Raw genomic sequence first — 23,001 nt, 5'->3', positions numbered from 1 at the left:
AGGAATAAATCATCTAAGAAAAACTAAATGAATAACTCTAGAAAGGGGTATCTATATGAAATTAAAATGGATTTTTTTAACGTTAGTTTTCACTATGGCAACAGTGTTAACTGGTTGTGAACCTATATTAGCTTTAAATCCACAAGGACCACAAGCTGAAACACAAACTAATGTTATTTGGATATCCATTATAACTATGTCGATTGTTCTTATTGTTGTAATGGCAATTTTAATAACAGTACTTATCAAGTATCGTTCATCCAAACAAAGGGATGATTACGAACCACCTCATATTGAAGGTAATCCGATAGTCGAAAGTATAATTGTTGGTTTTCCTATTATCATTATTATTTTCTTGTCTATCATTACGGTTAAGACAACATATGAGGTTGAAGCAACTCCGGAGAAATATAATGATCAAGAACCATTAGTCATTTATGCCTCTTCTTCAAACTGGAAATGGCATTTTAGTTATCCGGAAGAGGATATTGAAACATTAAACTATGTATTTATTCCAGAAGATCGTCCTGTTGAATTCAAGCTTTATTCATTTGGACCAATTACTAGTTTTTGGATTCCGCAACTTGGGGGGCAAAAGTATGCCATGGCTGACATGGTCACTACTTTGCATTTAGCTGCTGATAATCCTGGTGAATATTGGGGACGAAATGCAAACTTCAGTGGTGAAGGATTTGCTGATCATCAATTCGATGTAACAGTTTTAACACAAAAGGATTTTGATCAATGGGTAGAAGATATTCATCAAAATGAAGAACCAATTACGGAAGATACATTTAATAAGTTACTTGAACCTGGACATTTAGGTAAACGTGCCTTTACCGGTACGCATTTGGAATTTTCTCCAGCACCTGAAGGAGAGCATGCAGGGCATCATCATGGTGACAGTGATTCGAAGCATGATGAATACACAGGACATCATCATGACGACAATCAATCTGAGCATGAAGATGAACATGCAGGTCAAGCTGTTAGATAAATGATCTCGAAAGGAGAAAAACAAAATGGAGTTCTTTGAAAGATTTGCCCTATATCACCCAAGTCCATTGATCTATGCTTCCATGGTAGCAATCGGTCTCGTAAGTATAGCTATTGTGGTTGGGATTACTTATTTTAAAAAATGGGGATATTTATGGAATGAGTGGTTAACGACCGTTGATCATAAAAAAATTGGTATCATGTATATTATCTCAGCATTACTAATGTTATTCCGTGGTGGTGCTGATGCTGTTATGATGCGTTTACAATTAGCTGTTCCTGATAATACCTTCTTAGATTCACAACACTATAATGAGGTATTTACTACACACGGAGTAGTTATGATTATCTTTATGGCAATGCCTTTTGTTATTGGTTTGATGAACTTCGTCGTTCCATTACAAATTGGTGCACGTGATGTAGCATTTCCAAGACTAAACGCTATTAGTTTTTGGTTATTCTTCTTTGGTGCAATGCTATTTAATCTTTCTTTTGTCATTGGAGGATCACCTGATGCTGGTTGGACGAACTACTATCCACTAGCAAGTAATGAATTTAGCCCTTCTGTTGGGGTTAACTATTATAATTGGGCGTTACAAATTGCAGGTATCGGAACATTAATGACAGGTATTAACTTTATTGTTACGATTCTGAAAATGAGAGCACCTGGTATGAAATTAATGAAGATGCCAATGTTTACATGGGCAACGCTTATAACAAACGCCATTATCGTGTTTGCTTTCCCAGTACTAACTATTGCACTTCTAATGGGTACGTTTGATAGACAATTTGGTACTAACTTCTTTACAACGATAAATGGTGGAATGGATATGATGTGGGCCAACCTATTCTGGGTTTGGGGACATCCGGAAGTATATATCTTAATCTTGCCAGCATTTGGTATTTACAGTGAAATCATATCAACTTTCTCAGAACGTAATCTGTATGGATATAAATCTATGGTTGGATCCATGGTCCTTATCTCCTTTATGTCGTTCCTAGTATGGGTACACCATTTCTATACAATGGGACATGATGCATTAACAAATAGTATTTTCTCGATTACAACAATGGCTATTGCTATTCCAACCGGGATTAAAATCTTTAACTGGCTTTTAACCATGTGGAAAGGGAAAATCAGATTTACTGTACCTATGTTATACTCTATCGCTTTTATTCCACTATTTACTATTGGTGGAGCTACCGGGGTAATGCTTGGTATGGCAAGTGCGGACTACCAATATCATAATACGATGTTCTTAGTAGCACACTTCCATAATACAATTATTCCTGGGGTTGTATTTGCTGTATTAGCCGGTTTCACGTATTGGTGGCCAAAAATGTTCGGTTTCATGCTTAATGAAAAAATTGGGAAATGGGCATTCTGGTTTATTACAATTGGATTTTGCTTAGCGTTCTTCCCTATGTATATTACTGGATTAGATGGTCAAGCTCGACGCATGTTTACTTATTCAGAAGCTACTGGATTCGGACCATTAAATATGGTTTCATTTATTGGTGCAGGATTAATGGCCGTTGCCTTCATTCTAATTGTTTATAACGTATACTATAGCTTCCGTTACGCGCCAAGAAATATTGGTGAAGATCCATGGAACGCACGCTCACTAGAATGGGCTACACATAATCCAGTACCAGAATACAACTTTGCAATTACACCAGAAGTAAAATCTTCTGAAGCTTTCTGGGATTATAAAAAACATGGTCATAAGTTATTTAATAAACCTTTGGAAGAAATTCATATGCCAAACAAGAGCGGTGTACCATTTATAATGGGAGCATTATTCTTTATATTTGGTTTCTCATTTATTTTCGCTATTTGGGCAGGGGTTATCCTTTCAGCAATAGGTATATTTGCTTGTATGGCATATCGTACGTTTGAAAAGGATCACGGATTCCATATATCCGTTAAAGAAATTAAAGAAACAGAAGAAAAGTTTGGAGGTGCTGACAAATGAAATTAGATCATTCACAACCTCTAGAATATAGCACTGAACAAAATCGCTTAAATATTCTTGGTTTCTGGATATTCTTAGGTGCAGAAATCATGTTATTCGCTACCCTTTTTACAACTTACTTTGTTTACCAATCTCGTTATGGTAATGGACCATCTGGTGGAGAAATATTTGAAATCACACCTGTATTATTTGAAACCATCGTTCTTTTAACTAGTAGTTTCACAATTGGTTTAGCGATCCATGCAATGCGTATAGATCGAAAAAAAGCAATGTTAGTCTTTTTAGGAATAACACTTGTACTTGGTTTAATATTCCTAGCAACAGAAATCTATGAATTTACTCATTACTATCACGTTGGTTTAACTTTACAAACAAGTGGGTTCTCAGCGATATTACTAACTACTTTAGGAACACACGGTGCCCACGTAACATTTGGTTTATTCTGGGGAACTATGATTTTAATGCAAATTAAAAAACGTGGATTAAATCCACAAACAGCAAATAAATCATTTATTTTCTCATTGTATTGGCACTTCCTAGATGTTGTTTGGATCTTTATTTTCAGCTTCATCTACTTGAAAGGAATGATGTAAGATGAAAGAATTATTTCCATTGAAGCAAGTTAATGGTTTCATATTTTCACTGTTACTCACAGTAATCGCACTAAGTGTTTATTTTTTAGATATGTCATTTAATGTTGCGATGACCATTTTACTTGTAACAGCATTCATTCAAGCTGGAGTACAATTAGTACTGTTCATGCATGCTGGGGAGAGTGAGGATAAATCTTCCATTTATACAGCTACTTATTATGGTATTGCTATTGCTTTAGTTACGGTTTTCGGTTCCCTACTCACAATGATTTGGGGCTATATGTAAGACTTAGAAATAAGGCAGAGAGGGCAAAATCACTTCCCTATGAACAAAGGACCATCCAAAACTTTGGATGGTCCTTTTTATATTCCGCTCCGCTTTCTTTTTAGCATTTCCTCTGTTGCAACTAGAAATATGCTCATGATAAAAATAAAAACTCCTCCCATTACCGTACCATACCCTACTCCGGCCACATTTGAGTAACCGTTTGCAAAACCATATAGAAATAAAAGTGTCCCAATTGTAATTAATGCCCCACAAATAACCTTTGCCGCACTGAGTAATCGTAAATTAGATTTCATAATCTAATCCCTCCTTTTCCTTTATTATCCTATTTGTTCACATTTTTGTCAAATGTTTCTTAATATTTTATGATACTTTAAAATAATTGTTGACATTTCATTTATTACCCTAATTCATTAATCCGTAAACATTACCCGTAGACGATAGGCGAAATACCAATCTCCTACCCTACCATTCATACGCTTCATTCCGTTCTGTTTTGTTGTTTTTCTTTATTCCTTGTCTCTGTAATTGCTCTATCAATATCAAGGTGTGGTTTACCACGTAATGCATGATTTACAAAAGTTTCCATTGATTCTTCTTTGCTGTCTTTAGACATATCCTTCCCTCCACATCACAGTATTCAATCCCTTCTAGTTTGTACTAATATTTTCATGTTCAAACAATTGATCCCGGTTTTTTTCCCCATTGACTCCCCTTGCACTTAAGGCTGTCCTCTTTGAATGCTGATATCTCGGTGATGAATACCGATATCTTACCCATGAATACTGATATCTCGATGATGAGTCCCGATAACGGGCTTAAGAGCTGATATCTCCAACGTGAATCCTGATATTTTGCTTATCACGGACATATTATTCCTTCTTTCTGCTTTAAATGTCTGTGAGAACTTGCACCTGGTTCTGTCAAGTAGACAGTACTGAAGTGTCTCTAAATTTTCACCTAATACATTGTCTTACCAAATATTTGAGCTCTTATCATATCCGCCACCCTTGCCAAGCATTTGGGTTCGTGGTGGTGAATAAAGTGGCGAATCGGGAAAAATAAAGCTATTAAAGCTCCCTATTCGCACACACAGCGTACCACGAACCATCTCTTCTAAGCTCTCGTTGGTCGGGGCCCCTATCCCCAACACAACGAATCGCCAAGAAGAGGCATGCCTGGCAAGGGCAAGCAGCTCCGCTGTGGCTCCCTGCATGCATTTTTAACTGGCATAACGCTTGATGTATTTTACGGGACTTGTTTGTAATTTTGTGTTGATTCGATTATGATTAAAGTAATGGATATATTGGTTTGCCGCATTTTGAACTTCAAATACATTCTTTGCATTTTCAAAGAAGCATTCTATTTCACACTTGTAATGACTAAAGAAGTTCTCAATGCATGCGTTGTCCCAGCAATTGCCTTTGCGAGACATAGATGGGGTGAGGCCCATCTCTTTGACACGCATTTGATAACCAGCGTTTGTGAATTGTGTGCCTTGATCACTATGTAGAATGGCACCTTTCACAAACTTTTTTTCTTTTAAACGATTTAATGCTTCGTACACAAGTTCTATATCTTGACGATGACTAATTGCATACGCCACAATCTCGTCATGAAATAAATCTTTAATCGCACACAGATAAATATATTTGTTTGGTCCCTTTTCCACTGGTAAATAGGTAATATCAATCGCAAACTTTATTCCAGGTTTCTTCGCTTGAAAGTTGCGGTTTAATAGATTAGGTACTTTTTTATTTATTTCGTTACGCTTGACAGAACGCCTTTGACGGATTTTACAACGAATACCATATTTCCGCATGATCTTGGATACACGCCTCTCTCCAACCTCAATGCCATATTCATCTTTTAATGCCATTTTCATTCTTTTTCTCCCCAACGTACCACGATGTTTATGATGTAATTTGATGATGTAGTTGTATAATTCTTCATCCCTTTGTGCCTGAACACTACCCCCTCCACGTTTTTTCCATTTATAATAACCAGATCGTGATACATCAGTCAGTTGAACTAACATCGTAACAGGATAATCTTTCTCATTCGCTTCTATAAAGGAAAATTGTACCTCTTTCTGCTTTCTCACATCCTTTCCAGCTCCAAAAGCTTTTTTAAATATTCAATTTGTAATGCTTGTCTTTCGATAATTTCATCTTTGGTTTCCTCTTCTTTTCGTTTCTGTTTACCTATGCTTTTCATACCTCTTGTATCTTTTAACGCTTCATAACCTCCTTCACGTACTTTATTAACCCAACGATTCGCTACTCGAGGTGCACTAATGTTATATTCTTTTATCAAATCACGGATCGCGTGCCCCTCGAAATATTTTTCAACTACTGTTTTCTTTAATTCATAACTGTATCTTTTTAGTTGTCTTGCCATATTCATCCCCTAATTTCTATCTTTTTCTACTATAAGATTATCAAATGAATAGGACACTTTCTAAAATTGTCTATTTTACTGATACAATAACAACTCCTCTCACGGATAAATTTCCTTTTTTTGCGCTTCATATGTCCGTGAGAACTCCTGTCACGGAGGATAGCTATTTCTTTTTGTTTAAAAATAGAAAAATCGTTATAATTATAGTTATCGTTGCTGTTACTAAGCTAAATTATACAATCAAACTGAATGCCTCATGTGTCGTCATCAGTACTAATGGCAATTAAAAAGAGCAACCAAATTAAATTGGATTGCTCTTCAATAAAGGTTATCTTCTGCTCTTTTTAACTTCTCCACTTCTTCAATGTCTAAACCTGTTTTTTCAGCAATTAGTTCAAGAGAAAGTACATCCAACAAGGACTTGGCTATTCTTTTTGCTTCTTCCTTCTCCGCTTCCCTCACCGCTTCTTGCTTTTCCTCTTCAAAAGCTCTACCTACTTTTGTCATTTTCAACCACCCCTTTACTTTTCTTTCATATTCATCATTTATCCGTTGAAGATAAGTTCCTGCAATAATTATTCTATTTGCTATTTGCTTGTCCAACTCAATTGAGTCATGAATATGGACAATTCCTCACGGGTTAATTGTTCAAATGCTCTTATATTATTCACTAACTTTTCCATAATTGTATCGCCATCATACTCAGACAGTAAGGCGAGTTCCAGACGTATTTCTTTTAATTTATTTTGAGGACTTGGGTATGTGTATTTTCCTTATAAAAACATGAAAACCACCATATATCTTTTGGGTCTGTCCCCCTACCCTAGTCGGAAAATAGTATAAAAGCCCCTTTAAATTATACCGTACATATAGTTAAATCAAATCAGAGGAGGAAAATAATTGTTTGAGACACTAATAAATTACGGTATATTTTTTCTTGTAGTCATTATTTTAGTAGCCGGAGCAGCGATTGTTAGACGTTCTTCTCTGCTTACTGCACTTTTTAAATTCTTTGGGAAGTCCATGTTTCTTCTTCTCCATTTAATCATGTTAATCATTTTTACTTTCCTTATTAGTATGGCAGCAGGTATTATCATATTCATTCATCCGTATTTTTCCAGTACCCCTCTCTTCTTTACAAATGGTGAACCTGTTCATTTGCTAGCAACTCAAGATCGTGCATTATTATTATTTTCACTGACATATGGGGTTCTTTATATGCTCATGTTCTTTGTTAGCAGCGGGATTCTTGTAAAAACTCGTGTGTCCACCTTTTTTACATATTTAGCTAGAATGATTCTCTTCATTTTCCGATATCGAGCACCAGTTAATAAATATAATAGAAAAGTTGTCGGTACTGCCAGTCACTTAATAACTTTATGTAGCGTCTTCATCCTGTACCCTATCGTTATTTCAGTTTTATTCCCGGAGTTGGAGCTAACGCCTAAAGGAAACATCGCATTATTTATCTGTATGTTACTTTTTTCACTTGTTCCAGAACCAAAATATCGTGGTGGGCAGAATGAAACAGATTATTAAAGTGGAGGTTGATGAAAGAAAAAAGTCTAATTCGGATAGATATATTATTTCAACAAAAACGCAATAAAGCCAAGAACAAAAGCGCTAACGCGCCTTATCACGTCCCAAGTGAGAATTAATCACTTGGGATATTTCTCGCTTCTAACATGGTGCCATTACAGTAGGGGCAATGTAATTCTACTTCTTCTCCCTCTTTTTTATCCACACTAAATTCACCGATAATATATTCAGGAACTTCATCGGTTTTATTACAATCAATACATTTAAAAATCACCATCTTTATTTCTTCATTCAAACCAAAGGGATCGTCTTCATTTAACCACCCTAAGTTTTCTGCCGAATTATCCCGTCCTTTTTTGTTGGACAATACCATATTTTTTACATCTCTCCTTTTCTACTTCCTCCATGTAGTAATAAATCCATCCGTAATCACTATGCCATATTCCTACAAGGTCCATTTGTCTTCCACAATGTGGACATTGAAATGGGTCGTTTTCAAATGACTCCATCATTCGTTGACGGTATGTTTTCTTTTTTCTTTTCGTCTCCAGTAATAATGAAATTTGTTTTGTCCTCATGAACGCATATAAACTTAATATTTGTTGTGCTTTTCGATGGGATCTTCTACTATACAATCCATATCTACCAACCATACGAAAATGCTTAGGAGGGACGTGTTGTAGTATTTCAAATATAAACCTGTAAACGGGGATCTTTTTATCTACTCTTTTACCAGTACGATGATCTTCATACCAATAATGGACCGTATCTCCGTCATATTCTACGATACGGTATTCCGCAATTGCTGGTCGTGCTAAATATCGCCCAATGTACCGTGCTACTCCTTTGGCGTTTGTTATTTTCTTTTCTGCATTTACATAAAATCCCTTAGGGTATCTTTGGTATAAATCATTCACCAATTCATTCACTTTTTGATTCCCAGGAAACCATTTTTTCACTAAATCTAACACTACTTTTTGCCATGATTTCCTTAAGTACTCATATGGAATATATCCACTTGATACCCACTCTTTCTTATTATCTAATGCCCCTTCTGTTACCAATGCATGTATATGGGGGTTGAATTTTAAATCACGTCCAAAAGTATGTATTACTGTAATAATACCCGAGCGTAATCCTCTTTTTTTACTTCTGTGATAATTATGATATTGAAAAACTTCCGCCACCTGTTTACTTAATTCATTAAGCTTTTTACGATCTTCAAAGAACACATTCCTTAATTCTTGAGGAATAGTAAATACCATATGACGATGAGGTACATTAAAAATCATTTCCTGTTGTTTATCCGACCAATCATCCGTATATTTTTTCCCACAACGATGACAGAGTCTACTTTTACAAGTGAAACATACAAATTTAGGTAAGGAATTACCTTCACAACCTAAGCATTCATAACGTGCAAAGCCCATATCACGGGTACCACACTTGATGGTCTTCTCAACAGTTTCTTTTATATCATTACGATAAGATTCGGGAAACCTTCTATCGTGCAAATCCCAAAATCCTGCAAAATGATCTTTTAGTATTTCTTTTATAACACCTGTACCTTTTTTCATCATCTTTGTTCTCTCCATCAGTAATAGTTAAATTTTAACATAAACTTATCCACAACCAAGAAATTTTATAGTTTCCTAAACAAGAACAAAGGCGCAAGCGCCCGTTTAGCGACGTACGGACTGGACTGAGCCGTAGGAGATTAGATGAACTTGATTTTACGAATGTAAAATCTTAGTGAATCTTATGCTGGAAGCGAAAAGGAAACACGACGTACGGAGTGAGTCGATGTTGACTTATCGCACGGAGGTGAAGGAAGTCTCGCTAGTCGCTGGGCGCTGGAGCCGGACTTGGCCTTTTCTGAATAATTGTCCACATGCAGCGAATTTTATAATTTCCTAAACGATTAAAAAGAGCAACCGGATTGAATTGCTCTTCGAATCATATACTCTATACTTCTCTTAACTTTTTGACCTCTTCAATATCCAACCCAGTGGCTTCGGCAATTAACTTATCATTAAGTACTCCTAATAGAGACTTTGCTATTCTTTTTGCTTGTTTCTTCTCAGCTTCCTTCTCCGCTTTCTTCACAGCCTCTTGCTTTTCCTCTTCAAAAGCCCTACCTACTTTTGTCATTTTTAACCACTCCTTTACTTTTCTGGCATATTCATCATCAATGAACTTATCCGTTGAAGTTAAGATTCCTGCAATAACTTGTACCTGCTGCTGTTCATTGTCTATTTTCTTGGCTAACTCAATGGAGTCATGTATTAATTCATCACGTTCTCTTACACTGTGCATTAACGGAAGAATACTGAATTTGAACAATTCCTCATGCGTTAATTGTTCACCTACTCTTATCTTATTCACTATTTTTTCCATAATTGCATCGCCATTATACTCAGATAGCAAGACGGATTTCGAGGCGATTTGTAAATCTCCTAAGTCTAACTTTTCTTTTACCTTTACTACATCGCTTGTATAAATTACTACAATGCGTACCTTTTTAATGTCATTTTCCTTTTGAAGATACCTTTGTGAAATTCTGTGTACGTATCGAACATACTTTAAATGATTTTCAACAAACCTACTGTTACTTTCATACTCCAACATTAAGATTGAACCATCTTCTAGTTGGAAAACGGTGTCTGCACGTTTTTCATCTGCTGTTACTTCAGGAAACTCGTTTGGCAACAATTCCTTAATTTTCGGGATGTCATCCAATCCGAAAACATCAAGAGTTACATTCTCATACAGTTCACTCAAAAACTTAAACAAAATATCTTTGTTCTGATATGAAATCCCCTCTGACATTCTACACTCTCCCTATTCTATAATTATTATACCATAACTAAAAATTCCGAAAAGTTATGTTCAGGTATGAATCTTACAAAATTTGATGTAAGGGTTTCTTGGGTACCGAAATAAAACGTATGTTCCTATAACTATTTTATCAAAAAAGGAAGTGAAGTACAAAGGATAAAACCGTCAATTCACTAGTCTGAACTAGTATTTCCATATTTAAAAACAATCCCTTCTAAGCCAAGGATTGTACCATTGATTGTAAACAATTATATAGACAATCACATAGTCATTTAATGAATATACACATAGTATAAAGTGAAACTATTCAAGGAAAGTGGGTGAAATGTCTATGAGTGATTCATCTAAGAATTTTAAAATGCCACAGAAAGTAGTAGAGGTAATGGTTGATAATATATTTAGAAAAAATGACATTCAAAAGGAAGAAATTAAGAAAAATATATCGGAAGAACAAAAAATAATGATCAAAGAAATGATTGAAGACTTAAAACAACAGGTTGAACAATTTAATAAGAATAATGATGAAACAAAAGAATAGCACAAAAGGTCTATTGGTGCCTATTTGAATTTTTGTTTATGGATCCTAAATGAAATAAATGAGCTGCATGTTGCAAGGAAATCATGAGTTAAATGACAGAAGATCTCAAGTGTGAATGTTCACTTGGGATATTTTTTTGCCAACTTTGTATTAACTTCCTTAATTTAATATCAACTCATAGAAATAAGACCATAAATAAATTAGTATACAATTCAAGATATTAGCTAGGGCATAAGCTGGTAGGCTTATTTATTAAATTATATTTCTCTAGTGAATCTGTACAGTCCTACTTAGTAAAAAGACCATAAAGTATTGTATAAATAAGGAAAGGAGTGTTAGTATGACAGTTTTTAGAAAATCCGATTCAGACAGAAGTAACACTAGATATTTTTATTTGGATGACAACGATTGTCATTCCAACCACCACTGTTATTCTGAACCAATGGATGAAGAAACTCATAAAGAGGGTAATTTTTTTGATAGCCCTGAGGCTACAGTCGTGGCTGAATCCGGTGAGTTTTCTTTTATGGATCAGGAATCCGCTGAATTAATATGGGTGAAAGAATCCTGTGATATTACAATAAATACAACAGATACCCAAGCAGCTGTTTCACTTCAAGTGGCTTTACAATTGGCAATTGCTATTGTAGTAAGTATCACAATAGGCGATAGTGATCGAAGTGATCATGTTTCTGATCAACTGTTACAACTATCTAATATTGAACAAACAAATAAACAAAAAATTTATATTTACAATACAAAAGATGCTACTGTTACTACAACAGATACAGATGTGGCTATCAATGTTCAAATATTACTACAAATATTACTGACGTTAGTAGTATTGGTGGATATCTTATAAATTACTAAAAAGGGGTGAACAACATGTCAAGATTGAAAGAATGGCGAGCTTTAGATCATTGTGATACTACAGGTGGTGATAATGCTACAATTGAAAAAGATTCAGATCAGTTAGCAAAGACACAACAAGTTTCCGATGAATGGATCATTATTAAAGATTCCGAAAAGGTTAATGTTACAACAACTGATACACAAGCAGCTATTTCATTACAAGCTGGTATTCAAGTTGCCATTGCAATAGTTCTTAATATTACTATTGCTGATTCAAACCGAGCTGAGCAAGTCTTCGATGATCTTAAACAAGTGATTAAGACAAGGCAAGCAAATAGACAGAAAACAATTGTTGAAAAATCAGTAAACGTAGAAATCACTACTCAAGATACAGATGTAGCAATTAATATTCAACTATTACTTCAAATTCTTGTTGCGATTGTTCTACTATTAGACGTTCTATAAAATGGAGCTTATCTAGAGGGGAATAGAAAAACTAACACCTACTCCCCCACTATCAAATTTTTCTTTAGCATGTTCTTTTTCTGTCTACAACCTTTAACCAAAACTTTAATGGAAAGGAATGATGATAAATGCCTCTAACAGACCGTCAAAGAGCTTTATTGCAATTGATTAGTCAATTGAACCAAAACTTAATTTCAGATACGTTAGGTTTAGTTGATTTTGACCTAGATCTAGGTCTAGATTTAGGTATTAGTTTGGGTGGTAATAATGGTAATACTCCCCCACCAGATAACGAGCCAGGAACACCGCCAAGCACAATTACAGAATTATTGTCATCTTTAGTGAATGAGTTAGTGGAAATCACTACTCCTTTTGGCACAATAACAGGCACATTGCTTCAAGTTCTAGACGACTATATTGTCATGTTGGAAAACACTGGTGATAGAGTATTAGCCCGTATTGACAAAATCGAACTAGTTAACGAATTATAAGGAGGGATTTAAGTGTTCCAAGAAACATTCGCTGCCGAATTAGCCAATCGAATTGGTTCAACGGTTGAAATAGCTACCGATAATAATTTAGTAGAAGGTATCCTGTCAAGCGTTACTCCGGAACTAGTTCTCGTTCTTGAGGTGAATGATGGCTATGGCGGCAATATAAAAATTTATTTGTCACTAGGTGCAATTAACTTTGTCCGCTTTCCTCAGGCTGCTTAATAAATGATCATTTTAGGGATACATCGGATTTCATACGGTGTATTCCTTTTAATTTATAAATGGAGGGTTTGATTTGAAAGATATCACTGCAATTTTAATTAACTATACCAACCCAAATTTCTTGCACAGGGCAATAAACTCCCTTAATACTATTCGTACTAGACTTAAATCTATTATTGTTTTAAAAGAAAAGAAATCAATTGTCGATCATACCTATAACTGGATAGAGAAAATTGAATTTATAGCGATCAAAGAACACGACTTAAGAAAAACAATAAATCAGATTATTAATCAAATTGAAAGTACCTACATCTTCTTCCTCCAAAATACAGAATATGTTTCTCCAACTTTAAAAGTTCATAGCCTTAACCTTCCACAAACTAAGGAAGTAATGGAAACGATTGATCATAATAACATCCATCAACCTGTACTCATCCGCACCTTGTTTTTAAAAAAGCAACCTTTTTTTCCTATCCCCTTTAAAGAGGCACTGCTACCCTCTTGGCTCAGCAACATCAACAGTTCTTATAGATATGTTGAAAAAAACATTGTAAAACAGGCAAGAAATGATAGTTCTAAAAATCAAATTGTGAAAAACGAGTTTATACAAAAGTATCAAAAAGATACTGAAACGAATAATCCAAGTCTTGCTGTCGTTATTGCAAATTATAATATGGAAAAGTATATAGAAACCGCTATTACATCCTGTCTACTTCAAAATGAAAAACCCGAACAAATTTTAATCATCGATGATGGTTCCACGGACTCCTCTTATGAAAAAATTCAAAAATGGAACGATAAAAGAGAGGTTAATATTTTTCACCAGGAAAATAAAGGGAAAGCCCAAGCATTAAACCATATACTCCCTAACATAACATCTGATTTTATTTTAGAACTTGATGCAGATGACTGGCTTGATCCCGATGCCATTTCCACGATTAAAAAGTATTTAATACATCTCGATCAGGATATTTCGGTATTGTACGGTAATCTTAGAAAGTGGAAGCAATTAACAAACAGGGATGTCCTCTATAAAAGGATTGCTAAAGGCATGCCAGTTATTAAACGAAAAGATTTATTAAATTATCACTTTCCACTTGGACCAAGAATTTATCGAAGCTCTACATTAAAGCAAGTTGGAGGATTTCCAGTGATTGATTTCGAAAATGGCCATCTTTACGAAGATGTGAGTGTTTTAAACCGCTTAATTAATTGTTCTCGAATCGAATATAAGGATTTTACTGTATATAATGTGCGAGACCACAGTGAAAGTATCACTAAAAACAATCTTTCCAAATGGAAGGATTTTATTAAAACACTATAATATAAATAAATCATGTAAAAAATACCCAAGTGAATATTCCCCATCTACATGACAGAGGCAGTTCACTTGAGTATTTTTTTATTTACTTTTTAAAAAACGCTCCACGGAAGAAATAATATAATTTTGATCTCGAAATGTTAATGTAGGGGAAATAGGAAGAGCTAATATCCTTTCAGCTGTTTCTTCTGCGATTGGGAAATCTCCACTCTTATAATTCAAATAATCAAAAGCTTTCTGAAGGTGAAGGGGAATCGGATAATAAATGGCGGTGGCAATTCCAGAGTCGTTTAAATAGGATGCAAGTTCATCCCTTTCATCTAATTCAATACAATACTGATGAAAAGTATGTTCCCGATTTTTAGCTATTGACGGAGTTGTTAAATAGGAAGGCAGGTTTTCTGTATACATTCTAGCTACTTCTTTTCTTTTATGCAGAAAAATATCTAAGAAGTTAAATTTGACTAATAATATAGCCGCTTGGATTTCATCCAATCTACTATTCATACCGATAGTTGAATGATGATATTTTTTTTCACTTCCGTGGTCTCTAATCTTTTTAATCTTTTCATAAATATGTTTATGATTGGTTGTTATAAACCCCGCATCACCGAACGCTCCTAAATTTTTTGATGGAAAGAAAGAAAAACAACCAACATCTCCTATTGCTCCAACCCTCCTACCATTAGACTCAGTTCCAATAGCTTGGCAGGCATCTTCTATTACTTTCAAATGATGAGTATTAGCTATCCTCATTATTTCCTTCATGTTTGCGGCTTTTCCAAACAGATGGACGACAAGAATTGCTTTTGTATTTTTGGTTATTACTTTTTCAATATTAGAAGGATTCATATTGTATGTTTCTTTTTCAATATCAACAAAAACAGGTGTAGCCCCTGCCTCCGCAATCGCCTCTGCGGTGGCAAAAAAAGTAAACGGAGTTGTAATAACTTCATCTCCTGGACCGATATCTAATGCTTTTAGAGCCAATAATAAAGCATCCGTACCATTTGCTGTACCGAGCCCATAAGAAGCCTCAACGTATGATGCAATAATTGTTTCTAATTGTTTTCCTTTTTCCCCTAGTACATAAACCCCACTATCTAAGACTTCTGTCATCATTTCTAAAATAGGTGTTCTCATTAGCTTTAATTCCTCTTTTAAATCAATCATTGGTATCTTTTTAAAGTTATTGTTTGACATTTAACCATCATTCCCTATTCCTAGATACGTAATTCCCAACTTCGATATGCTATTTTTATCCAGTTTATTCCGACCATCCATTATAATTTTACAATTATTAAATATTCTAAAATCTAAGTTTTCATATTCTTGATGGAAAGCTTGAAGGATGACAACATCCATTTTAGATATATCTAATGAGTCTAGTGACAAAGGGTTGATATGGAATCTTTCAATTTCACTATCGGAGAACAGTGGATCATTTACAAATACGTTTGCATTTTTATCTTTTAATTGGTCTATTAATAGTAATGTAGTAGATTTTGTTGTCTCCTTTACATTTTCCCTATAAGCCAATCCTAAAATAAGAACATTTTTATTCTCTAATTCCCCTATCTCTTTTTCAACTTTGGAAATCGCATAATGAGCCATATGATCATTTATTTGTCTTGAAAGAGGAGTCAGTCCTTGGTCTAGACCTTTATTAATGAAGAAATATGGATAAATTGGTATACAATGCCCCCCAACACCAATTCCTGGAGAGTGAATATTGGAATATGGTTGACTATTACTAGCCTCTATTACTTCTGATATTTGAACGTTTTGCTTTTCGGCAAATAAACTTAATTCATTGGCAAGTGCAATATTTACATCACGATACACACATTCTGCGACTTTCGAAAATTCAGCAGTCTCTAAAGAACTTACTTCCATTACTTCACATTCTAAAGCACGTTTATAAAAGTTTTTAGCAAGCTCAAGGCTTTTTTCATCTATTCCTCCCACCACTTTGGGATAAACGTTCAAATCCTGTATGATTCGGTTTGAATAAACTCTTTCAGGACTATAAGCTAAATGAAAATCTTTTCCCATCGTTAATTTTGATATTTCTTCTACTTTCCTTCCAAATCTATTTTTCGTTGTTCCTGGTGGAAGAGTTGTTTCAAAAACTAATAGAGAACCTTTCTTCATTCCCTTAGCTATTTCCTGAACAGCCAAATCAATATATTGATAATCAATATGATTCTCTTCATCAACTAATACCGGAACAATAACTATAATAATATCTGATTGACTGACTGCTTCAGATGTATTAACTGTCGCACTAAGTGTTTGTTTCTTATAAGCGTTATAAACAAGTTGTTCTATACCTGGTTCGTTCATTATATGTGATTTTCCTTGATTAACCGTGTCAACAACTTTTTGGTTTATATCTGCACCTATAACTCTATATCCATTATTGGCGAATACAGCTGCTAAAGTTAGTCCAATCTTTCCTAGTCCAACAACCGTCACTACTGCCAACGGTTCCATAGGTTAGCCTCCTTCGTATTGATTTTAATTTTTATAGTATTTATATTATTAAATGAGTTGTTGAACGGATTGGACTTATTGTATGGTTTAGAAAAAATTGGCTAAGATCTATTAGCTTAACTTTTAAAGAAGACTTCCACCTACTGTTTCCCCACAAGCTTGAGTCGGGAGTCTTACTGCCCGTTTAATTGAGATAAATCTTTCATTAATTTGTCATAAATTGCAAAAAGTTTTTTCTCCATATGCTCCCAACTGTACGTTGATTCCATTATCCTTCGTGCATTTACACCCATACTTTGGATTTTCTCTCTATTGGAATTTAGCATCAGAAGAGCTTGAAAATAATCTTCAGCAGTAGCATATAGTTTTTTAACGATGTGACCGCATTGGTATGTTTCAACAAATCGTTCTATATCCTTGCCCTGATTAGCTAAAATTGGAACACCATTATTTAAATAACTAAAGAACTTGTTCGGCATGGCAAATCTATGATTTAAAGAATTCGCTGCATTTACGTCTACCCAACCTAAATCAACATCCTTCATAAAATGAGGAATTAAATCATAATTAACCCAACCAGAAAACTCTAACTTTTCCTTTAAATGAATTGGAATTTGTTGAATGAGTTCTTTATCAGACTCTTTCTTCCCTCCAATAATTCTTACTTTTAAATCAATCTTTTTATTACTCATTTCCAATAACTTTAATAATTTTGGGTAATTTCCCCTTTTTTTATTTAAAGTACCTTCGTAGGCTAGTAGAAGGCCGGATTGGGAAACGTTTCTCGGTTCATAGTTAGGGGCTAGTGGCGGAGAGTTATAAATGACTTCTACCTGGAGATTAGAGTCAATCGAACGATACCATGATTGAATAGATGGTGATACAGTAATGACATAATCCGTTTCTCTTAACATCGCTCTTAACATTTCTGTTTTCACTTTCTTTTTATTTTGTGACTGATCTATTAAAGGGTCTGGTTCTAATTCATGGCTATCATAAATAACTTTACATGGTTTTCCCTTACCAGCTAATACCCGTTTCACTCCAATAGCCGCATACAATGAAAAAAACTCATGTGCATGATAAATATCCGCTTTCTGCTCAACTCCTAACTGGAACAATGAATCTTTGAAACGGTGATGACTTCGAGATTGCAAATTATTTCCTAAATGCTTTAAATGCTTTTCATAAGTTATTTGTTCATAAGTTACGATCTTAATCCCTTCATATATAAACGTCTTTTCTAGAAAACGATCCTTAAAAATAGCACCATTTATATCAAAAAGGAAACCATCCTTCCTAGGTACGATCATGGTTACGACATAGCCTTTTTTCATTAAACTCTTCGCTTCCTTCTTGTATATACGGGCATCCAAAAAAGGGTGTTCGGATACTAAAATACAAACACTTTTCCCCATTTTATCCCCCTTCAAGAAACCATAGTTTACCTATTTTCATTAATGACTGCTCAAATAATACTATTAAGCAGTTTATTTGATTATTCATATAAACTTCAGAATGGTTATGCTTTAACATCCATTACATGCTAATAAACAGGTTTTAACAATATATGCCCTCAACCTTAAGACTATATTTGAATAAGATGCAGAAGCAGAATTAACTTTTAGGAGGATTAAAAAACAAATGAAAATGCCAAACTTTACTACACGTTTAAAAACAGTTAGCAATCACCGTTATAAAATTAAATTCATGGAAGATGGGTATCCCGGGAAGGATTTAGGAGAAACGGTTGCTTGTCATCCGATTTATGGAGTATATGTCATAAGAGACTACCTGTTTCAATTCAAAAAAACGAAAGATATCAACTATCAAAAAGCAGCGATGAGAGTTGCTGATGCAGCTATTCATAGAATGGAAAGTTTTAAAGATACATTGGTGTTTTGGTACAAATCAAACTCTGCCTTTAACTCTATGAATAGAGATTATTATTCTGGTTTAACACAATCATACTATGCCGAAGTCTTTGCACAACTTTATGCCTCAACAAATAAAGAAAAATACAAAGATGCAGCCCAAAAGGTTTACCATAGCTTAAAAATTCCAGTTACTGAAGGTGGGGTCTTTCATCATTCCTTATACGGGCCAAGTATACAGGAATACCCTATGGAGCCAAATGGCTATGTTCTAAACGGGTGGCTGTCAGCGATATCTTCTATTAAAAAATATGCTGATATCATACAAGACAAAGATGCAACTAAATTTTGGAATAAAAATCTAAATACATTAGCTAACTTACTCCCTTTATATGATGCACCACAATTCGCAAATTCTAGATATACATTAAACGGCAGTACAACTATTAAGATTCAATCAACTGCAGGTAATATGGAGCTACAAGGAATTCATTTAAACATTCCTGGGGAAGGGACATTTGAATTATTAGTTGATGATAAAAAAAATATATGAATTGTATTCATGATAATTCAGTGATAAAAAAAGGACAGAAGATTTTCACCAAAAATCAATCCGCATTATTAAATGTATTATTAAGCAGATATTCATATCCTGAGACAAACGAAATTACGATTCATCTAGTTAGCGAAAACGCAGGATTGTTGACTCTCTCTATGATAAAACCAAAGTATTCTGCTAAAACTTTGAAACCTGACAAATCTATGGTGCTAGATAAAATCCCAATTCAAAAAGGAAAAAATGTCATCAAGGTTAAAATACCTTGGCAACACTTAGAGGCGCTAGGAAATCCCACTACTTTTAAACAATTTGGCAATAAATGGCATAATGTTTATCACTTCATACACATTAATAGACTTGAAGAATTTTATAATGTCACGCAAGACAAAAGATTATTACATTATATAAACAAATGGAAGAAATATGTAGATTCATGGAGTAGCAATCCATTATATAAGGGAGTGGAAACAGTTCCCTATAAGTAGTTACTTCTAAGTAATTCAAGGAGGATAAAAATGAAGAAAAAAGTATGTATGTTAGTACACACCCATTCTTTTTTAGATTCTAGAATATTTAAAAAGGAAGCCAAAACGTTACAAAAGAATGGTTATGACGTAACAATGATTGTACCTAGGGTTAAAGGGAATTTATTTGATATCGATAAGGCTCCTTTTAATGACCGTTTCTTACAACCAAGTTTTATGCACGAAGATATAAAAATAGTTACCTATAAAATAGAATCTTTTAAACCCTCCCCCATCGAAATGCAAAGCCACATAGATCATGGTAATCATACCAAATTCGAAAATCCACTAACACAACTCGGACTGGAAGAAAAAGCAGATATTTATCACGCCCATGAGTTAGGTTCATTATATGCAGGTATTGGCATCAAACGAAAGATGAAGGAATTACACAATACAGAAGTAAAATTAATATACGATAGTCACGACCTAATTCCGGATCCATTAGATAATAAAACCATTCCACAAAAAAGGAAAACAGCAATGTTAAAGTTACTAAATACCATGATTAAAGAAATCGATCAACTTATAACGGTATCTCACTCCATCAAATCCTGGTATCTTTCAAAAAATCCATTGCTTCCGGTTGAAATTATTTACAATTCTCCTCCTCTTGCCAAACCATTTGAACCTAAAGATTACAAGAATAACAAACTTACGGTTTGTTATGAAGGTCATATTGCAGATAACAAAAAAGGAAGCAGGGATAAAATATTCGATATTACAAATATATGCTCAAAGCAAACCGACTTTAACTTTAAAATAATTGGCGGTGTATTACATGGACACTCCTTAACTGTCCCAGATAATTTGAAGAAACATGTAGAGTTAACAGGTTGGGTTGATTATCATTCCATTTCAAAGCATATGGAGAATGTTGATATTGGTTGGATTGATTTTGATGATTTATCCCAATCCCTTAATCGATCCTATGCATTACCTAATAAATTTTTTAGTTATTTAAACAATGGAATCCCTGTAGTTGTTAATAAATGCCATGAGATGGAAGAATTTATTCGAACACATAAGTGTGGGCTTGTTATCAATAAACCGAAAGCGACAGCACAAGACTACGCAAGGGCGTTTCTATATTTAAATAAAAATAGAGCAAAACTAACACAAATGAGTGTAAATGCGAGAAAGGTAGTGGAAAACTTATATAGCTGGGAACACATGGAAAAAAGGTTGTTAAATGTCTATGAATCGTTAATAAATGGTAATAGCCCATTCATTCTATAATAGTGGGGGGAGCTTTTTACCCCCCACGAATTATCCTATAAATTTTTTCCGATGTTTTTCCATCTCCAAATAACATTGGGTAGGAATCTGGTTCCTTTTTAGCTGATATTTCTTTTAAAATTTTCTGGTGATCAGACGCACCAACAATACTATTCCATTTTGCTTCCACCGTTTCAATCCATTCTGTTTCATCCCGCAACGTGATACAAGGAACTTGAAGCATATAAGCCTCCTTTTGAACACCTCCAGAATCAGTTAATATCATCTTTGCTTCGCTTTCTAAAGCAAGCATATCAAAATAATTCAAGGGTTCAATCGTATGAATATGGGAGGCTGTGATCATGGATTCCAAATTCCAATGCTCTATCTTTTTCTTTGTTCGTGGGTGCAATGGAAGTACTACAGGCCTATCTAATTGGGACAGTACCTTCAACAATGTTTGAAGTCTATCCATTCTATCCGTATTTTCCGCACGATGAATGGTAGCAAGGTAATAATCTTTCTTGTCAAGATTCAACCTGCTAAAAAGGGTAGAATGTTTTAAAGCTTCAGACTTAAAATGAAGAACCGCATCATACATAATATCACCTGTTATAAAGACCCTATCTTTTATCCCTTCCCTCTTTAAATTACTATGAGCACTTTTCGTTGGACAAAATAACCATGTAGAAAGATGGTCCGTTAAAAGTCGGTTAATCTCCTCTGGCATCTTTTTATTAAAACTACGCAGCCCTGCCTCTACATGGGCAATTGGTATATGCAACTTTGAAGCCGCTAAGCTACCTGCAAGGGTAGAATTGGTATCCCCATAAACAAGAACGATATTAGGTTCTTCTTTGAATAAAATAGATTCAATTTCTGATAACATTCTTCCCGTTTGATTCCCGTGAGTACCAGATCCAATCCCTAGATTATAATCTGGCTTCGGAATTTTCAACTGGTCAAAGAAAATATCGGACATATTTGCATCATAATGTTGTCCTGTATGAACTAATATTTCTTTTATGTTAGGATCTTTCTGGAATAATCTTGATAACATGGAAACTTTTATAAATTGTGGCCTTGCTCCAACTACAGTTACAATTTTCACGATAAATCCCCCCTTCTAGGAATTAATCTTTCGAGCAGGAACGCCAACAACAGTAATATTTTCTTCTAAGTCTTTAGTAACAACGGAACCAGCACCTACTATTGTATTTCTGCCTATTTTAATTCCTGGAAGTAGTGAAGCATTGTTCCCAATCTTTACTCCCTTTTCGATATATGCTCCTTTTAAAGAGTATGGTTTAGTCCCCATATACTTATCATTCGACATCGAGACACAAGGTCCGATAAAAACATCATCCTCCAGCGTTGTATCCCCAGTTACATATGCAAGTGTTTGAATGGTGCAATTTTTCCCTATTTTTGAATTCAATTCTACAATAGCTGCTCTTCCAACAACAGTTCCTTCCCCTATTAAAACATTCTCTCTAATGCTTGCATGGTCACCAATAAATACATTTTTGTCAATATGTGTCCCTGAATAAACGGAAGTCAAATTTCCAATTCTAGTCCCTGATTGAATAATTAATGAAACATTTTCCTGTGAAATTTTTCTCATTCTTTTATTGACCGCCGGTTTTATACCTAATACACAGCTGTTTCCAATAACAACATCATCAGCGATTTTAGTGCCTTGTAATATAGTGGTGTGATGACCGATTACGACATTTTCTCCAATTGTCACACCTTTTTCTATAACGACATGACTTCCTAACTTTACAGTTTCTGGAATGACGGACAAAGT

27 protein-coding genes are annotated in these 23,001 nt (G+C 34.6%); 14 read left to right on the top strand and 13 right to left on the bottom strand.

Annotated features, from left to right (window positions below; genetic code table 11):
* Positions 1-55: 55 nt before the first annotated feature.
* From qoxA to qoxD, 4 genes are read left to right on the top strand one after another with little or no spacing between them, the layout of a single operon-like run.
* Entirely contained in the window at positions 56-997 is a 942-nt protein-coding gene (gene qoxA, locus MHI02_RS09040; RefSeq protein WP_047185434.1) for a cytochrome aa3 quinol oxidase subunit II, read from the top strand.
* A gap of 25 nt (positions 998-1,022) precedes the next feature.
* A complete protein-coding gene (qoxB, locus tag MHI02_RS09035; RefSeq protein ID WP_047185433.1) occupies positions 1,023-2,972 on the top strand; it encodes a cytochrome aa3 quinol oxidase subunit I in 1,950 nt (649 codons plus the stop codon).
* Positions 2,969-3,565, top strand: coding sequence for a cytochrome aa3 quinol oxidase subunit III (gene qoxC, locus MHI02_RS09030; RefSeq protein WP_047185432.1), 597 nt, complete (start codon positions 2,969-2,971; stop codon positions 3,563-3,565). The genes qoxB and qoxC overlap by 4 nt, the downstream gene beginning before the upstream one ends.
* Position 3,566: 1 nt before the next feature.
* Positions 3,567-3,851, top strand: coding sequence for a cytochrome aa3 quinol oxidase subunit IV (gene qoxD, locus MHI02_RS09025; RefSeq protein WP_047185431.1), 285 nt, complete (start codon positions 3,567-3,569; stop codon positions 3,849-3,851).
* 77 nt (positions 3,852-3,928) lie between these two features.
* On the opposite strand, the gene MHI02_RS09020 is transcribed toward qoxD, so the two are convergent.
* From MHI02_RS09020 to MHI02_RS09000, 5 genes are all read right to left on the bottom strand, one after another.
* Positions 3,929-4,147: a hypothetical protein gene (locus MHI02_RS09020; protein WP_047185430.1), complete on the bottom strand. Its 219-nt coding sequence runs from the start codon at positions 4,145-4,147 to the stop codon at positions 3,929-3,931.
* A gap of 185 nt (positions 4,148-4,332) precedes the next feature.
* On the bottom strand, positions 4,333-4,467 hold the full coding sequence (locus tag MHI02_RS09015; protein ID WP_257456775.1) for a hypothetical protein: 135 nt from the start codon (positions 4,465-4,467) through the stop codon (positions 4,333-4,335).
* 606 nt (positions 4,468-5,073) lie between these two features.
* Positions 5,074-5,955 carry an IS3 family transposase gene (locus MHI02_RS09010; protein WP_052771788.1) on the bottom strand — a complete coding sequence of 294 codons (882 nt, stop codon included), beginning with the start codon at positions 5,953-5,955 and terminating at the stop codon, positions 5,074-5,076.
* The gene (locus MHI02_RS09005) at positions 5,952-6,251 is read right to left on the bottom strand and encodes a helix-turn-helix domain-containing protein (RefSeq protein WP_052771711.1); all 300 of its coding nucleotides are present in this window, start codon (positions 6,249-6,251) and stop codon (positions 5,952-5,954) included. Before MHI02_RS09005 ends, MHI02_RS09010 begins: the two co-directional genes overlap by 4 nt.
* A gap of 318 nt (positions 6,252-6,569) precedes the next feature.
* Positions 6,570-6,758 carry a hypothetical protein gene (locus MHI02_RS09000; protein WP_052771664.1) on the bottom strand — a complete coding sequence of 63 codons (189 nt, stop codon included), beginning with the start codon at positions 6,756-6,758 and terminating at the stop codon, positions 6,570-6,572.
* A 393-nt stretch (positions 6,759-7,151) separates the two neighbouring features.
* Here MHI02_RS09000 and MHI02_RS08995 point away from each other — a divergent pair, with 393 nt between their 5' ends.
* Positions 7,152-7,790, top strand: coding sequence for a hypothetical protein (locus MHI02_RS08995; RefSeq protein ID WP_047184481.1), 639 nt, complete (start codon positions 7,152-7,154; stop codon positions 7,788-7,790).
* Positions 7,791-7,905: 115 nt separating this feature from the next.
* Here the strand turns inward: MHI02_RS08995 and MHI02_RS08990 are convergent, their stop codons facing one another.
* The 3 genes from MHI02_RS08990 to MHI02_RS08980 all read right to left on the bottom strand — a co-directional run bounded on the left by MHI02_RS08990 (position 7,906) and on the right by MHI02_RS08980 (position 10,619).
* Positions 7,906-8,163: a hypothetical protein gene (locus tag MHI02_RS08990; protein ID WP_047185117.1), complete on the bottom strand. Its 258-nt coding sequence runs from the start codon at positions 8,161-8,163 to the stop codon at positions 7,906-7,908.
* Positions 8,132-9,370 (bottom strand): IS91 family transposase, encoded by a 1,239-nt coding sequence (locus tag MHI02_RS08985; protein ID WP_052771705.1) that lies wholly within the window; start codon positions 9,368-9,370, stop codon positions 8,132-8,134. The genes MHI02_RS08990 and MHI02_RS08985 overlap by 32 nt, the downstream gene beginning before the upstream one ends.
* 385 nt (positions 9,371-9,755) lie before the next feature.
* Positions 9,756-10,619 carry a hypothetical protein gene (locus tag MHI02_RS08980; protein WP_047186256.1) on the bottom strand — a complete coding sequence of 288 codons (864 nt, stop codon included), beginning with the start codon at positions 10,617-10,619 and terminating at the stop codon, positions 9,756-9,758.
* A gap of 340 nt (positions 10,620-10,959) precedes the next feature.
* On the opposite strand from MHI02_RS08980, the gene MHI02_RS08975 reads away from it, so the two are divergent.
* The 6 genes from MHI02_RS08975 (at position 10,960) to MHI02_RS08950 (ending at position 14,523) form a co-directional block, all read left to right on the top strand.
* The gene (locus tag MHI02_RS08975) at positions 10,960-11,166 is read left to right on the top strand and encodes a hypothetical protein (protein WP_047186257.1); all 207 of its coding nucleotides are present in this window, start codon (positions 10,960-10,962) and stop codon (positions 11,164-11,166) included.
* A 340-nt stretch (positions 11,167-11,506) separates the two neighbouring features.
* On the top strand, positions 11,507-12,028 hold the full coding sequence (locus MHI02_RS08970) for a spore coat protein (protein WP_052771783.1): 522 nt from the start codon (positions 11,507-11,509) through the stop codon (positions 12,026-12,028).
* A gap of 23 nt (positions 12,029-12,051) precedes the next feature.
* On the top strand, positions 12,052-12,483 hold the full coding sequence (locus MHI02_RS08965; protein WP_047186258.1) for a spore coat protein: 432 nt from the start codon (positions 12,052-12,054) through the stop codon (positions 12,481-12,483).
* Between the two features lie 128 nt (positions 12,484-12,611).
* Complete coding sequence (locus MHI02_RS08960) at positions 12,612-12,974, top strand: hypothetical protein (protein ID WP_047186259.1); 363 nt, start codon at positions 12,612-12,614, stop codon at positions 12,972-12,974.
* A gap of 12 nt (positions 12,975-12,986) precedes the next feature.
* A complete protein-coding gene (locus MHI02_RS08955; protein ID WP_047186260.1) occupies positions 12,987-13,199 on the top strand; it encodes a hypothetical protein in 213 nt (70 codons plus the stop codon).
* A 73-nt stretch (positions 13,200-13,272) separates the two neighbouring features.
* Positions 13,273-14,523, top strand: a complete 1,251-nt coding sequence (locus MHI02_RS08950) for a glycosyltransferase family 2 protein (RefSeq protein ID WP_047186261.1) — start codon at positions 13,273-13,275, stop codon at positions 14,521-14,523.
* A gap of 78 nt (positions 14,524-14,601) precedes the next feature.
* On the opposite strand, the gene MHI02_RS08945 is transcribed toward MHI02_RS08950, so the two are convergent.
* From MHI02_RS08945 to MHI02_RS08935, 3 genes are all read right to left on the bottom strand, one after another.
* On the bottom strand, positions 14,602-15,723 hold the full coding sequence (locus MHI02_RS08945) for a DegT/DnrJ/EryC1/StrS family aminotransferase (protein WP_047186262.1): 1,122 nt from the start codon (positions 15,721-15,723) through the stop codon (positions 14,602-14,604).
* Positions 15,724-17,016, bottom strand: a complete 1,293-nt coding sequence (locus MHI02_RS08940; RefSeq protein WP_047186263.1) for a nucleotide sugar dehydrogenase — start codon at positions 17,014-17,016, stop codon at positions 15,724-15,726.
* Positions 17,017-17,189: 173 nt separating this feature from the next.
* A complete protein-coding gene (locus tag MHI02_RS08935) occupies positions 17,190-18,434 on the bottom strand; it encodes a glycosyltransferase (RefSeq protein WP_047186264.1) in 1,245 nt (414 codons plus the stop codon).
* 226 nt (positions 18,435-18,660) lie between these two features.
* On the opposite strand from MHI02_RS08935, the gene MHI02_RS08930 reads away from it, so the two are divergent.
* From MHI02_RS08930 to MHI02_RS08920, 3 genes are read left to right on the top strand one after another with little or no spacing between them, the layout of a single operon-like run.
* A complete protein-coding gene (locus MHI02_RS08930) occupies positions 18,661-19,443 on the top strand; it encodes a D-glucuronyl C5-epimerase family protein (protein WP_047186265.1) in 783 nt (260 codons plus the stop codon).
* On the top strand, positions 19,440-19,934 hold the full coding sequence (locus tag MHI02_RS08925) for a hypothetical protein (RefSeq protein ID WP_047186266.1): 495 nt from the start codon (positions 19,440-19,442) through the stop codon (positions 19,932-19,934). The genes MHI02_RS08930 and MHI02_RS08925 overlap by 4 nt, the downstream gene beginning before the upstream one ends.
* A 30-nt stretch (positions 19,935-19,964) precedes the next feature.
* Positions 19,965-21,212 (top strand): glycosyltransferase, encoded by a 1,248-nt coding sequence (locus tag MHI02_RS08920; RefSeq protein WP_047186267.1) that lies wholly within the window; start codon positions 19,965-19,967, stop codon positions 21,210-21,212.
* Between the two features lie 16 nt (positions 21,213-21,228).
* Here the strand turns inward: MHI02_RS08920 and wecB are convergent, their stop codons facing one another.
* Both wecB and MHI02_RS08910 read right to left on the bottom strand, forming a co-directional pair.
* Positions 21,229-22,302, bottom strand: coding sequence for a non-hydrolyzing UDP-N-acetylglucosamine 2-epimerase (wecB, locus tag MHI02_RS08915; protein WP_047186268.1), 1,074 nt, complete (start codon positions 22,300-22,302; stop codon positions 21,229-21,231).
* Positions 22,303-22,317: 15 nt separating this feature from the next.
* Positions 22,318-22,998, bottom strand: a complete 681-nt coding sequence (locus MHI02_RS08910) for an N-acetyltransferase (protein ID WP_047186269.1) — start codon at positions 22,996-22,998, stop codon at positions 22,318-22,320.
* Between the last annotated feature and the right edge of the window lie 3 nt (positions 22,999-23,001).

The organism is Oceanobacillus sp. FSL K6-0118 (assembly GCF_038006665.1).
In the GTDB taxonomy this organism is placed as follows: domain Bacteria; phylum Bacillota; class Bacilli; order Bacillales; family Amphibacillaceae; genus Oceanobacillus; species Oceanobacillus caeni.
This window is presented reverse-complemented; position numbering and strand designations above follow the sequence as displayed.

What these genes read in the sequence shown, in the direction of transcription:
- MHI02_RS09015 (WP_257456775.1), bottom strand. Translation starts at nt 4,467, where the DNA reads ATGTCTAAAGACAGCAAAGAAGAATCAATGGAAACTTTTGTAAATCAT.
- MHI02_RS09020 (WP_047185430.1), bottom strand. Translation starts at nt 4,147, where the DNA reads ATGAAATCTAATTTACGATTACTCAGTGCGGCAAAGGTTATTTGTGGG.
- qoxC (WP_047185432.1), top strand. Translation starts at nt 2,969, where the DNA reads ATGAAATTAGATCATTCACAACCTCTAGAATATAGCACTGAACAAAAT.
- MHI02_RS09000 (WP_052771664.1), bottom strand. Translation starts at nt 6,758, where the DNA reads ATGACAAAAGTAGGTAGAGCTTTTGAAGAGGAAAAGCAAGAAGCGGTG.
- qoxB (WP_047185433.1), top strand. Translation starts at nt 1,023, where the DNA reads ATGGAGTTCTTTGAAAGATTTGCCCTATATCACCCAAGTCCATTGATC.
- MHI02_RS08935 (WP_047186264.1), bottom strand. Translation starts at nt 18,434, where the DNA reads ATGGGGAAAAGTGTTTGTATTTTAGTATCCGAACACCCTTTTTTGGAT.
- MHI02_RS08990 (WP_047185117.1), bottom strand. Translation starts at nt 8,163, where the DNA reads ATGGTATTGTCCAACAAAAAAGGACGGGATAATTCGGCAGAAAACTTA.
- MHI02_RS08940 (WP_047186263.1), bottom strand. Translation starts at nt 17,016, where the DNA reads ATGGAACCGTTGGCAGTAGTGACGGTTGTTGGACTAGGAAAGATTGGA.
- MHI02_RS08960 (WP_047186259.1), top strand. Translation starts at nt 12,612, where the DNA reads ATGCCTCTAACAGACCGTCAAAGAGCTTTATTGCAATTGATTAGTCAA.
- qoxD (WP_047185431.1), top strand. Translation starts at nt 3,567, where the DNA reads ATGAAAGAATTATTTCCATTGAAGCAAGTTAATGGTTTCATATTTTCA.
- MHI02_RS08970 (WP_052771783.1), top strand. Translation starts at nt 11,507, where the DNA reads ATGACAGTTTTTAGAAAATCCGATTCAGACAGAAGTAACACTAGATAT.
- MHI02_RS08980 (WP_047186256.1), bottom strand. Translation starts at nt 10,619, where the DNA reads ATGTCAGAGGGGATTTCATATCAGAACAAAGATATTTTGTTTAAGTTT.
- MHI02_RS08975 (WP_047186257.1), top strand. Translation starts at nt 10,960, where the DNA reads ATGAGTGATTCATCTAAGAATTTTAAAATGCCACAGAAAGTAGTAGAG.
- MHI02_RS08920 (WP_047186267.1), top strand. Translation starts at nt 19,965, where the DNA reads ATGAAGAAAAAAGTATGTATGTTAGTACACACCCATTCTTTTTTAGAT.
- MHI02_RS08930 (WP_047186265.1), top strand. Translation starts at nt 18,661, where the DNA reads ATGAAAATGCCAAACTTTACTACACGTTTAAAAACAGTTAGCAATCAC.
- MHI02_RS08945 (WP_047186262.1), bottom strand. Translation starts at nt 15,723, where the DNA reads ATGTCAAACAATAACTTTAAAAAGATACCAATGATTGATTTAAAAGAG.
- MHI02_RS09005 (WP_052771711.1), bottom strand. Translation starts at nt 6,251, where the DNA reads ATGGCAAGACAACTAAAAAGATACAGTTATGAATTAAAGAAAACAGTA.
- MHI02_RS08925 (WP_047186266.1), top strand. Translation starts at nt 19,440, where the DNA reads ATGAATTGTATTCATGATAATTCAGTGATAAAAAAAGGACAGAAGATT.
- qoxA (WP_047185434.1), top strand. Translation starts at nt 56, where the DNA reads ATGAAATTAAAATGGATTTTTTTAACGTTAGTTTTCACTATGGCAACA.
- MHI02_RS08965 (WP_047186258.1), top strand. Translation starts at nt 12,052, where the DNA reads ATGTCAAGATTGAAAGAATGGCGAGCTTTAGATCATTGTGATACTACA.
- MHI02_RS08985 (WP_052771705.1), bottom strand. Translation starts at nt 9,370, where the DNA reads ATGATGAAAAAAGGTACAGGTGTTATAAAAGAAATACTAAAAGATCAT.